Origin of the sequence: Ruminococcus sp. RTP21484sp1_RTP21281st1_A8_RTP21281_210402, assembly GCF_040914025.1 — a bacterium.
GTDB lineage: Bacteria > Bacillota > Clostridia > Lachnospirales > Lachnospiraceae > Blautia_A > Blautia_A faecis.
Genome location: NZ_JBCPGE010000008.1, coordinates 76,913 through 88,131, shown reverse-complemented (window position 1 = coordinate 88,131; position 11,219 = coordinate 76,913). Strand labels below are relative to the sequence as shown.

The window sequence follows — 11,219 nt, the reverse complement described above, 5'->3', positions numbered from 1 at the left end:
CTTTTACACTTCCCTTTACCTGCAAATGACTGTTAAATCCTCCATATATGGAAAACATATCAAGATCATACGTTACCTGCACTTTTTTTCCTTCGCTGACCTGAAGTTTCAGGTTTTTGCTTTCATAAAATCCAGTGTTTCCAAGTTCTTTTCCTTTTTTTAATGCTTTATCACGGCTTTTCCCTTCTGGCCGTGCCGTTTCCAGACTGCCGTCAAGAGCTGCTTCGTAAGCCGCGGCTGTGAGCCAGACCTTATTATGTACGTAAAAAAACAAATACAAAGTTATCATCACAACCAGCAAAAGCAACGACATTAAAAGTGCTGCTTCTATTGTCATGCTTCCCTTTTTCATTCTCTTTTTCAATAAATCAAACCTCCAATATATCCCAACATAAGGAATGGAACGAAAGGCATCTCCGTCTTTTTCCCTTTGCCTGACAGAAATAACACCACAATCCCCCAAAAACAGCAGAAAAAAAGTCCCAATAAAAATGCTGACAATAGTTTCTCAAAAGGCAGTACTGTCCCAAGCGACAGAAATAAAAGACCATCTCCCATCCCAACAGCGCCTTTCGAGATGATACTGAGCCCGATCACAGCGGCCCCCATACAGACATTCCATACCAAATCCACACTCACAGTTCCAAGAAAGCAGGCTCTTATCATTCCCACAATTCCAAATACACCAATTGACAAAAGTGAAACTTCTCTTGTACGTATATCTTTCCAACTGTTAATTCCAAGAAATGCAAGAATGCAAATTCGTTCCATTATTTTATTCCCCTTTCATTTCTTCTTATTAACCACATCGTTTACATGCATGCAGATTACCAGCTTCCGACTCTTTTACCAGACGTACGGACCTTTTCAAGCCGCTGCAATTTTTGTCATTATGATATCGGTTTCCAGATTTTGTGATATAAACTGTACTTCCTGGAGCTTGCCCTCTACTGCAGCTTTCACATGCATGATATTTCTCTCCATTTTCATTTCGTCTGGAAGAAACATTTCCACCCGACACTTTAGTAACCGACAGATTGAGGTGACTGCAATTCAGCTTTTTGTGATACACCGAACCTGAAACCGTTACATACACCATATTTTCCGGTTTTTCATTCTCTTCACTATTCCCATTTCCTCTGTCCACGCCAGTCCAGGCATGAACCCTCACCTTGTTATACTGCCATTTAGCCGGAAGCGGTATCAATCCGCCAATTGGCTTGTATTTGTAAACATCAGGAAGCGTAATTTCTTCTACTCCGTCGCCTCCCACCACATACGCATACATTCCGGCTTCCTTTGCACTCTGGCACAATTTGCTCAAGTGTTCCGTCTGAATTCTGTATACATCCATAAAATGTATCATTGTCACCATTCCAAAGAAAAAGAGTGGAAGGGCAAAGGCCGCTTCTATCGTGAGACTGGCTTTTTTTACCTGCTCTTTTATTTCTTTCCCAAAGGCGCACAAAGACACTTTTCCGAAAAGACTTCTGGCAGAAAACGGGGACTTTCTGACAGACCGGATTCCCAGAGAACTCTTCCTTCTTGTTCTGCTCCTTAGAGCCTGTATATCTTTTCTCTTTTTTCTTTTAATCAATTTTCCATCTCCTTTCCGGGAAAGCATCCTTCTGCGCCTTTCTTATATAGTAATATGGCAAAAGACGATCTATTTTCCAGCTAAATATAGTGATATTCCCGCGTTACGGTAAACACTTTTCTTTTATTTGCCTTTACATCCACAGAAGCCTCCAGTGCAGTAATGCAATGATCCAGACAAAATTCATTCCAGTCTTCCATCTCCCGAAACGAACTTTCAATCATATCCATACCCCCTTTAACTTTTTGCGCCTTTGAAGTTGTCAATAAAAATATCTGCAAATAATCCTCATAGGATAACCCGTTTACATCGTTTTGCCTGTCCGTATCCAGCTTATCTACCAATGCCGGTAGCCCCTGCAGCGACAGCTGCCAGTTAGAGGCATTCTTAGTTAAAGGCACTTTTCCGCCGGCAAATAGCTCTCTTACATCCAGAATACTTTCAGCAAAAGCCCAGCATAGGATCAGCGCACCTTCAATCACCACAACTGCCGGTGGAATAAGAAATGCGGCTGCAATTGCCGCTGCCATGGCATGAATCTGCCCCATCATAAGCGCATCTGAAACCAGATATGCAACATTAAGTCCTTCCCGAACCATCAAAAGTTTTTTCGCTACATCTTTCAAATTTGCCTCATCACTGTTTTTCTTTCCAATAATGTACTCAATCTGATAGCTTAAGCCGCTCTTTCCTGGTTCTATATAGTTTCCCAGTTTTTCCATAAGATATTGCTGATACAAAACCTGAGAAAGCATACTTCCATCTGCTTTTACGGAATCCTCCATTGCCAATCCTGTTTCAAGTTTTCTTCCTGAAACCAATTCTTTAGTTTTTACCTTTTTGTCAGAAACTTCTTTTCCAAAAGGGAGAACCAGATCCAGAAGTCCCATTTTTCGTACTTTTCGAATTACTGGAATAGGATTTTCAACTTTTGCAGGAGGATTCTTTTCTGTCACAGACGGAAGCATTTTCCCATCTGTAAACCCATCCTGCCCATTCTGCTGTTCCTGTTTCTTTTTTTCTTCCAGCAAAGCCTGACTTTTTTGTTGTGCAGTATCCATTTCACTTTCATAATTTTCAATGGTTCCTTTACTTTCTATCTCATTGCCTTGTCGCTCCGCTTCAATTGTCTTTTTCTGCATATCTTGAATTTTGTTTAAAAGGAGCTTTGCCCCATGGCTTCCAAGAGTTTCTTTCATGTATTGGACTGCCTGCTGATAAAAGACTTCACCTTCTGAATCTGTCATCAGAAGATAACCGGAAATGCCACCCTGCTGTACTGACAATTTCTGACTATTTTGCTTCATCACAGGCTTCATATAAGATTCCAGATTATCATATATAGAGGCCAGATTCATTTCCTTTCCCCCACAGGCTCCGTCAACAGCGAACAAGTCAAAATCCTTTAAAAGGGACTTGTCATATTGTCCAAATAAAGAATACAGTCCAATATCTATCCCATTCAAAATCTGAGTTCTGGCCGCAGCCATTCTTGCTGACTCGAGTCCTGAGCTCAGCAGGGACAGAATAAGTCCAAGGGTTAAGGCCAGAAAAACAGTAATACTTCCTCTTTTTACCATGGCGCACCTCTCCTTTTCAAATCATTTTGTTAGTTGGAAATCATTTAAATAGAATTACTTTGCTTTGTGATCTTTGACAGAATATTCTTCACAAGACTGGTCAACTGGTCTTTAAAAATCATGACCAGTGCAATAAGAACTACAAGGATCAGAATAATTTCCACAACGCCTACAGCATCTTCTTCCCACAAAAATTCTCTCATCAGTCTGCGCAGTTCGCTCATATTTCTCACCTCCCTCAGCCTGAAAAATTTCCTTTGGCACTTTTCTTTTTAAATATGAAAATCGGCCTCCGGATTGGATTTATCCATAAAAGGACAGACAGGCCGGCAGCATAACAATAGCCATTACAACGCCCAGCATCAGTATCATTGGAAATAACAATTTGGTAGTTGCCGCTTCTCCTTGAACTTTTGCTTTTCTTTTCCTGTCATCCCAGGCTTCCACAGATTCTTTTTCCAGCATTTCTCCCATATGACGGCTGCCCTTCTGAAGATTCTGGATCAATAATGTTGCAAATGTTTTATATTTTACATGTCCGCACCTTTCACCAAAGCGGCGATAGGCTTCCATTTCTGAAATTCCACTCTCCATTTCATGGCAGGCAGTAACAATCTCTTCATATGCAATACGTTTTTCATTTTTGTTTTTATAATCCGAAGCCATCTTCCTAAACGTATTTCGAACAGTCATTCCAGCCTGCACCAACAAGGTGAACTTCATGATCAGTCCCGGATAGTCCATCATCAGTTCTTCATATCTTTTCGTTCTGGCTTTCTGCTCTTCTCGCGCAATTATAACAATCATGACAAATGCTGCTGCAAGGAAAATTGCTGTCAACATGTTTCCGGTAGTATCATAAGGTATTTTCCACTCCAGTTTTCTTCCTTCCCAGTCAGATGGAAGATAATAATACTCAGAGTCTTCCAGTTCGCTGTTATAATTTGCTACAAATTCCAAAAGCTTCTGTTCTTCGTCTTCCTCTTTCGTCAACACTTCCGGCTGCCCGGTATCTTCCTTTTCCAGTTCTTTTTCCGGGATCTGTACATAGACACTGCCTGTTTCTTCTCCTTCCACGGATACCATAAATTTTTCTTCATAAGCATTTTCCTCCTTTTTCAACTCATAACCGTCTTCAAATACCTGTCCGCCACCTTTTGTCCAAGTCAGCAGTCCTCCTGTTATATTTCCTGCCAGAGCAACCACAAGAAACATCTTTCTGCCTTTTACCGTACCAATGTTTTCTACATGGATCCAACCTAAAGTACTGCATACGGTCAAAAGCAATAATATAACAAAAATGACAATATGGAGCCACATCCACTACACCTCGATTTCCACAATTCTTTTCCCCATCCAGTAAGCAGCTCCATATACTGTAAGACAGACTGTCATTGCACAGATTCCAAATGGATTTCCGTAGAGAATATCCAGAAATCCCGGTGATGCCAGCTGCAGATAAAGAATAATTCCTGCCGGCATAAGACTCATGATCATCTGTTCCGACTTCTTCGCAGCCAGAGTCGCTTCAATTTCTTTTTTTACATCAATCTTATCGCCCAGCATTCGAGCCACTTTCTGAATTACATTTCCAAGATCACCACCGCTTCTTTTTGCTGTATACAAAACTGAAGCAAAGTTTTCAATATCCTCAACCTTACAGCGCTGCCCAAGATCCAGAAATAATTCTTCTACCGGCACACTCACTCTCTGTTGTGTCTCTATATAACGAAATTCAGCTACAATATCTTCATTCTTCGGATATAGCTGCTCTAGATCACGCACACAGGCAGAAACTGCATTTTCCACAGAATATCCAGCCTGTACCGCCACACTCATAGAATTCAATGCATCCCGAAACTGATAATTAAGGCGCCGTTTTCTTTCTCTGATCATCTGTTTCTTCTTCCACTTCAGAAAGAACACAGAAACCGGAACCACAAGTAACATTACCCAAGGTGTTTGATAGAACAAATAATCTACAGCACCACACAATGCTGCACTTTCTCCTATATATTTTAAAATTTCTTTCTGAGAATATCTGTATTTTCCATAATCAACTTTCTGCCTGATCATAATTTCACCCCCGCCCGTTCCAGTTTTTCTCTGTGCAGGAGAGGCTCCACAGGCACCAGACCACACCCATCCTGCCATTGATACAATGGTTGTATCCTGATTTCACCATCCGCATACGCACATACTTCTGAAACTTCCAGAAGTTTTCTTGATTTATCGCGCATACGTCCCAGATGCACAAGAATATCTACGCCAGAGGCGATCTGCCTTCTTACCGCCTGAAGCGGCAGATCCAGTTCCGCCATCAATGTCATTATTTCCAGTCTGGCCAGCATATCACGGCAACTGTTTGCATGAGCTGTTCCAAGACTGCCTTCATGCCCGGTGTTCAGTGCCTGAAGCATATCCATAGCTTCCCCACCCCGTACTTCTCCTACGATTATTCGATCCGGTCTCATACGAAGTGCAGACTTAATAAGATCTCTTATACTTACTCCCGGTGCTCCGTTTATGGTCGCTGTCCGGGCTTCAAGGCGCACCAGATTTGCAATCCCTTGAAGCTTCAGTTCTGCATTGTCCTCAATAGTGATAATCCGTTCATCTTTTGGTATGTACTCTGACAAAGCCCCCAGGAATGTGGTCTTCCCACTTCCCGTTCCTCCGCCAATTACAATTGAATACCGGGCCCTTACCAGTTTTTCCAAAAAGGACGCGCACTCTGGAGTTATACTTCCCAGTTCAATCAGCTTTTCCATTGTAATTGGAGTATCCGGAAAACGTCTTATTGTCAGAATTGGACCATTTAATGCTACCGGAGCCACAACCACATTGACTCTGGCGCCATTTTCCAGTCTAGCATCTACTATAGGAGATGATTCATTCACAATGCGATTGCATTTTCCCACTATCTGTTGTATCACATCCTCCAGCTTTTCCTGATCTGTAAAAGACTTCGGCCACCTTGTCAGTTTTCCTTTTCGTTCTACAAAAATAGAATCCGGACCATTCACCATAATCTCAGTTACAGTTTCATCTTCGATCAATTCCTGTAATACATCAAGCTTCCTGACGGAATAAAACAGTTCCTGGCGAAGCTGCACTTTTTCTTTCAGGCTCACTCCTGATTCCCGCAGAGTGTTTACGATCAGCTCATCAATCGTTTCCAGAATTTCCTGGTCTGTAAGTTCCCGGTAAACATCCAGCTTCTCCATGAGCATTTGTCTTAGTTTGCGAAAGATTTCCTGACTCATTCCTTTTCCTTTCTCAGAATTTCCCTGACATAATCTCCAAGTTCACTCCACAGCAGCCCTTCAATATAATTCTCCGGTGCCACGTTTCCTCCATGAAAAGGCGGGCGTACCTTTACAGTTCTGGTAAGAATCTGCGGATAATCCCAGATTCTTATCAGGTTTTCGAATTGGGCAATCTTGGATATGGATACCGGATCAGACAGCACTGGCATATAAATTCTCCGGCACATATCCAGAACTTGAAAAGTCCCATCTACAGCCCCTCCAATATCCAGAATCACAAATTCGTAATTACTGTGAAGTACAATCTCCTGTATCAGTTTTTCCCAGTCTTCCCATGCAGTTCCTCGTATGTCCTCTGGCGTACGTACAGGCGGAATGAAATCCAGATTGTTTATTGTCTGTACCATACTGTTCATCTTATAAATCAGATTTCCATTTTCCTGCCGTACAAAATAAAGAAGATCACTTAAATTCTGTGCGAACCCTTTTCCCAACATTTCTTCAAAGCCGGAGTATTCCTCCAGATTCAGATAAAGAACAGCTCTTTCTTTTGCCAGAATCTGTCCTAATGTAAGTGCAAACGATGTTTTCAGGCAGCGCCCCAAAGGAGAATATACTGCATAAATTTCCGTGGTCTTTTTCAGTACAGGAAAAACAGCCGGAGCTACTGCTTTCTCGGCTCCGTAACACGCCATCACTTCTCGCACAACATCTGAAGAGGCCTGATATTTATACACACTTGGATAACGGTCCAGATCCGGTGGGTGCACGCCTTCCGAAAGTATAACAATTTTACCAATTTCCAATTCCTGCACCTGACGGCACATAGCCTTCTGGGAAATCAGCAGCAACTCTATGTGATTCATTTTCCCATAGGCGATCAGACTCTCTACGTTGGTAAATGCCTGAATCTCAAATGGGATATTTTTCTTATGATTAAGATAATCCATAAAATTCAAGGCATAATCCACCTCAAGATCACAGACAGCAAAAATATTCTTCTTCAATAGACACCTCCCGCATAAAGCAATGCACTTAAAAATATAGGAACTGTGAAATGAAAGTTTTCCAACGGCATACCGCTTTTGTAATAGGGTTCTCTTTTTCCTGTTTTGAAATAAACACTGATGTAATGTAATAAGTAAAGAATTCGCTGGCAGACAATGCCGCTTGAAATCATAAGAGCAGCTGATATGACAGCTCCAATCAGAAAGGAATAGGAAATGCAATTGAGAATTTTCGTCGGTCCGATCATGCTTCCAATAACACTCAAGAGCTTGATGTCTCCGGCTCCCAGCATTCTGAATATGAATAAAATCCCCAGAATCAGTATCGGTACCAGCAGACCGCATATCCAAGATCCGAGACTGCTAACATCCATTTTCCATATTCGCGTAAACAAACTGACCAGTACACAAAAAAGCAGCCAGCCATTGTCTACCTTCGCTCTCTGAATATCCATCAGAGCGGCGCAGCCTGCCGCTATAGCAGGAAATATTCTGTAAAAAAGCATAGACGTACCATCCCTTCTTTTACATAGATTTACTAATAACAGGAGGCTATCTTGAAGTATTTTAGAGCCTGTTTGAGAAAGGCTTTCTGTATTTTATCTTTCGTAGAATAGGGAATAGTCGATCTGAAAAGATGACCTTCGATACCAGATGACTTCTGGTGAGTCTTATTATAGGTTCTCTATCTCCATTTGTCCAGTCTTTTTTTTACAAATTTTTCTAAAAAAACTATAAACCTTTTTGTTCTTGCAGTATAATATTAACGGAGGTAAAATTATGACAATATTAACATGTCTTGGTGACAGCATCACCGATTGTGAACACTGCTTTTCCAGAGATTTCCTTGGCAATGGCTATGTAAAAATGCTGTCAGACTGTCTTAAAAGGGACGGCTCAGACTATCAGGTACGCAATTATGGCACTGACGGCTTTACTATAAACAGACTTCTGCAGAGAATTCAGGGTGATTCTGATTTTACAAGTGATATTATAACAATTTTAATCGGAATTAATGATATTGGATTAATAATGAATACGGACAGAACACCGTTTCAGCAGAGGAATATGCTTTTTTCTTTTTACAAATGCTATGCAGATCTTATAACAATATTAGCAAAATCAAACTCGCGCATTATTTTAATGGAGCCTTTTCTTTTTCCCTGGCCTGCCTGTTATAGAACCTGGCTTCCTTTTCGCCAGAAAATATCACAAATGATCCACCAGCTATCAGAACAGTTTCAAATTCCTTATCTTACATTGCATGAGGAATTGAATGAAAAGGCGCGTCGTTATGGATATTCAGAAATTACTACAGATGGGATTCACCTTACTGAGCAGGGACAAAAATTTCTGGCAGACAGATTGTATAAATTAATTTGCGGCTATTCACCGTACTAGTACATCGTTTTCGAAATAACTATACCACTCACTTGTCTGTGAATCCGATTGCACAGGTATAAAAGCCTCGGCGTAGCCCGCTACGCCTGCGTTTTTATACCTGCACACTCGAATTCACATCCTACGCGATTGGTATAGTTATTTACGAAACGATGTACTAGAGCGTGTTTGAAAAAGGCTTTCTGCAAGATGTGTAAAAAGCAATCTGTCTTATAACAGACTATTTTCAGTTGCATTGCTGGATACAATTATGTATAATGACCCTAAACTTATAAAAGAAGGTTTTTTTATGGATAAAATCATTAAAGAAATTGAAGATATGTCACTAAATGCATGGCCCTCCCATAAAATGGAGCTTTATGATGGATGGATTCTCCGTTTTTCCTATTTTTATACACATAGAACAAACAGTGTGGAGCAGTTCGGAACTTCTACCCTTTCCTGGAGGGAAAAGGTTTCTTTCTGCGAAGCAGAGTATGCCCGACTGGGCAGCCCTGCAATTTTTAAGATCAGTCCTCTGGTTTCTCCGAATTTTGATTATCTTCTGGAAAACCGCAACTACGAAATCCAGCATACAACAAATGTTATGGCAGCCTCACTGGATGGAGCAGATCTTTCTGCGCCTTGCGATCAGGTAACTCTTACTGACGATATTCCAGATATTTGGATTGAAAGTCTTTTTGATCTGAAAGGCACCATTAATCCTGTTCACCGTGCTGTAGTTCCATCCATGTATCATGCCATCGTAAAAGACACCGTATGCGCCTCCATCTGGAGTAACGGAAAAATTATTGCAACCGGGCTTGGCATTCTGGATCGAAATTATATTGGATTGTACGCTATCCATGTTCGCGAAGATTTCAGACACAAGGGTTATGCTCGTCAGATTTGTACTGCACTTCTAAAAGAAGGAAAAAAGAAAGGCGCAACTAAGGCCTATCTTCAGGTAGTAGAGGGAAACACTCCAGCACGTAATCTTTATGAATCACTTGGACTTCATTATCTCTACACCTATTGGTTCCGGGTTCAGACACATACAAACTGAAAACTTTTCAGAGCATGTTTAAAAAAGGCTGCGATCAGTGTTTATCCTGATCACAGCCTTTTATTTGGGAATCGTATTTTTTGACTTATTCAACAAGTTGATTTCTCAAACAATCAACTTTCCAGTAAGTGCATTGCTTCATAATCCATCTTATGCCATATTATTTAATTTGGGGTTTTGTATATAATTCAGATCCTGGACTGCTGCCATTTATACGGTCTTCTTCTCCAGCTTAGCAGGTCTTATGTTTCCTACAACCATGCCTGTAAGCGGGCTGTAATAAAGAAGACTGGTAAGTACGGAGTAGATTGGAGTCATGATTGCAAACTGTACAAGACGTCCTGGCATAATTGCATAGAAGTTTGCTCCGATCATTACCAGTCCTGCAGTGGTCAGTCCAAGTGTTCCCACTACGCCAGAGACTGCAATTGCGACACACATAACAACAGTCTTTACTTTTCTGTTCTTTTCAGCCATTAGTTTTCCAGCCAGTCCGGGGATCACACCCCAGGCAACTGCTGATAAAGTAATCAGTGGATTAACTCCATAGCCTTTCATAAAACATCCAATAATATCGGCAACAGCACCTTCTACACCACCAGCTACAGGTCCCATCCAAAGACCTGCCAATACAGTGGCGACAGTCCCCAATGTAATTCGATATACACCAAGATCAATTACCAGAACGCGTGACAGCACAAGCTGGATTGCTACCAGCAGTGCAAGGAATACAAGAGTCTTAACACTCCATGTCTGTTTGTTTTTACGCATAAAAAAAACACCTCCATAATGATTAAAATAACAGAGTAGTTACCATAAATAATAATCCCTCCACATTATGAGATGTTCTCACATGTAGCAACGGGTGCGGAAAATATATCGTAAACAGTCCTGCTGCTTTTCGTTTCACGGCGACTCCCCAGCCAATGAACACTTGACGCATAAATTCCTACTTCGCTATTATTTATTTAAAATGATTATAGCACAAAATATAGAAATTTCAATATGTATTTGTTATAATATTCACATAAATAAATTAGTCGTTACTGTTTACTGGTAATGTTCCGCGAGTGTTTTTTGTGAACAAAGTTCACAGAAAACCCGAGAATCTTAGCGCGAAATCATGCGAATGCATGATTTCTGTGCATCGCGAAGCGCGTTACTGTTCACTGACAAATGTTTGTGCATACTCTCCTCTTTTTCGCATATTCTAAGAATATCTTCCCTTATATAGGAAAAATATTTGACAAAAAGGAGTGTTTCTATGAATATAAAATCCACAAACAAATCATCCTGCCAAAAACAGTCGCCACTACAGAA

Annotated in this window: 13 protein-coding genes and 1 riboswitch; of the genes, 2 read left to right on the top strand and 11 right to left on the bottom strand. The window is 40.9% G+C overall.

Features of this window, described 5'->3' with window-relative positions; genetic code table 11:
* The 10 genes from AB5170_RS05785 to AB5170_RS05740 form a co-directional block, all read right to left on the bottom strand.
* On the bottom strand, positions 1-364 hold a 364-nt coding region (locus AB5170_RS05785), incomplete at its 3' end, for a TadE/TadG family type IV pilus assembly protein (RefSeq protein WP_368365047.1).
* On the bottom strand, positions 361-771 hold the full coding sequence (locus AB5170_RS05780) for a prepilin peptidase (RefSeq protein ID WP_173770898.1): 411 nt from the start codon (positions 769-771) through the stop codon (positions 361-363). The genes AB5170_RS05780 and AB5170_RS05785, both read right to left, overlap by 4 nt.
* 28 nt (positions 772-799) lie before the next feature.
* Positions 800-1,597: a hypothetical protein gene (locus AB5170_RS05775; RefSeq protein WP_173770899.1), complete on the bottom strand. Its 798-nt coding sequence runs from the start codon at positions 1,595-1,597 to the stop codon at positions 800-802.
* Between the two features lie 80 nt (positions 1,598-1,677).
* The gene (locus AB5170_RS05770; RefSeq protein WP_173770900.1) at positions 1,678-3,177 is read right to left on the bottom strand and encodes a DUF5702 domain-containing protein; all 1,500 of its coding nucleotides are present in this window, start codon (positions 3,175-3,177) and stop codon (positions 1,678-1,680) included.
* A 44-nt stretch (positions 3,178-3,221) separates the two neighbouring features.
* Positions 3,222-3,401 (bottom strand): Flp1 family type IVb pilin, encoded by a 180-nt coding sequence (locus AB5170_RS05765; protein ID WP_118578007.1) that lies wholly within the window; start codon positions 3,399-3,401, stop codon positions 3,222-3,224.
* A 79-nt stretch (positions 3,402-3,480) separates the two neighbouring features.
* Positions 3,481-4,497 (bottom strand): type II secretion system F family protein, encoded by a 1,017-nt coding sequence (locus AB5170_RS05760; RefSeq protein WP_173770901.1) that lies wholly within the window; start codon positions 4,495-4,497, stop codon positions 3,481-3,483.
* A gap of 3 nt (positions 4,498-4,500) precedes the next feature.
* Complete coding sequence (locus tag AB5170_RS05755; protein ID WP_173719046.1) at positions 4,501-5,253, bottom strand: type II secretion system F family protein; 753 nt, start codon at positions 5,251-5,253, stop codon at positions 4,501-4,503.
* Complete coding sequence (locus AB5170_RS05750; protein ID WP_118578010.1) at positions 5,250-6,443, bottom strand: CpaF family protein; 1,194 nt, start codon at positions 6,441-6,443, stop codon at positions 5,250-5,252. Before AB5170_RS05750 ends, AB5170_RS05755 begins: the two co-directional genes overlap by 4 nt.
* Entirely contained in the window at positions 6,440-7,453 is a 1,014-nt protein-coding gene (locus AB5170_RS05745; protein WP_118578011.1) for a hypothetical protein, read from the bottom strand. Before AB5170_RS05745 ends, AB5170_RS05750 begins: the two co-directional genes overlap by 4 nt.
* Positions 7,450-7,959, bottom strand: coding sequence for a prepilin peptidase (locus AB5170_RS05740; RefSeq protein ID WP_118578012.1), 510 nt, complete (start codon positions 7,957-7,959; stop codon positions 7,450-7,452). Before AB5170_RS05740 ends, AB5170_RS05745 begins: the two co-directional genes overlap by 4 nt.
* 274 nt (positions 7,960-8,233) lie before the next feature.
* On the opposite strand from AB5170_RS05740, the gene AB5170_RS05735 reads away from it, so the two are divergent.
* Together AB5170_RS05735 and AB5170_RS05730 are read left to right on the top strand one after the other, a co-directional pair.
* Positions 8,234-8,854: a GDSL-type esterase/lipase family protein gene (locus AB5170_RS05735; RefSeq protein ID WP_173770902.1), complete on the top strand. Its 621-nt coding sequence runs from the start codon at positions 8,234-8,236 to the stop codon at positions 8,852-8,854.
* A 289-nt stretch (positions 8,855-9,143) separates the two neighbouring features.
* On the top strand, positions 9,144-9,899 hold the full coding sequence (locus AB5170_RS05730) for an N-acetyltransferase (protein WP_173770903.1): 756 nt from the start codon (positions 9,144-9,146) through the stop codon (positions 9,897-9,899).
* 210 nt (positions 9,900-10,109) lie between these two features.
* On the opposite strand, the gene AB5170_RS05725 is transcribed toward AB5170_RS05730, so the two are convergent.
* Positions 10,110-10,670, bottom strand: a complete 561-nt coding sequence (locus tag AB5170_RS05725) for a folate family ECF transporter S component (protein WP_173770904.1) — start codon at positions 10,668-10,670, stop codon at positions 10,110-10,112.
* Positions 10,671-10,756: 86 nt separating this feature from the next.
* Positions 10,757-10,858, bottom strand: a riboswitch (THF riboswitch).
* Between the last annotated feature and the right edge of the window lie 361 nt (positions 10,859-11,219).

Excerpts from the sequence above, each read along its gene's own strand:
- AB5170_RS05740 (WP_118578012.1), bottom strand. The coding sequence starts at position 7,959 with ATGCTTTTTTACAGAATATTTCCTGCTATAGCGGCAGGCTGCGCCGCT.
- AB5170_RS05765 (WP_118578007.1), bottom strand. The coding sequence starts at position 3,401 with ATGAGCGAACTGCGCAGACTGATGAGAGAATTTTTGTGGGAAGAAGAT.
- AB5170_RS05770 (WP_173770900.1), bottom strand. The coding sequence starts at position 3,177 with ATGGTAAAAAGAGGAAGTATTACTGTTTTTCTGGCCTTAACCCTTGGA.
- AB5170_RS05725 (WP_173770904.1), bottom strand. The coding sequence starts at position 10,670 with ATGCGTAAAAACAAACAGACATGGAGTGTTAAGACTCTTGTATTCCTT.
- AB5170_RS05735 (WP_173770902.1), top strand. The coding sequence starts at position 8,234 with ATGACAATATTAACATGTCTTGGTGACAGCATCACCGATTGTGAACAC.
- AB5170_RS05750 (WP_118578010.1), bottom strand. The coding sequence starts at position 6,443 with ATGAGTCAGGAAATCTTTCGCAAACTAAGACAAATGCTCATGGAGAAG.
- AB5170_RS05760 (WP_173770901.1), bottom strand. The coding sequence starts at position 4,497 with ATGTGGCTCCATATTGTCATTTTTGTTATATTATTGCTTTTGACCGTA.
- AB5170_RS05755 (WP_173719046.1), bottom strand. The coding sequence starts at position 5,253 with ATGATCAGGCAGAAAGTTGATTATGGAAAATACAGATATTCTCAGAAA.
- AB5170_RS05730 (WP_173770903.1), top strand. The coding sequence starts at position 9,144 with ATGGATAAAATCATTAAAGAAATTGAAGATATGTCACTAAATGCATGG.
- AB5170_RS05780 (WP_173770898.1), bottom strand. The coding sequence starts at position 771 with ATGGAACGAATTTGCATTCTTGCATTTCTTGGAATTAACAGTTGGAAA.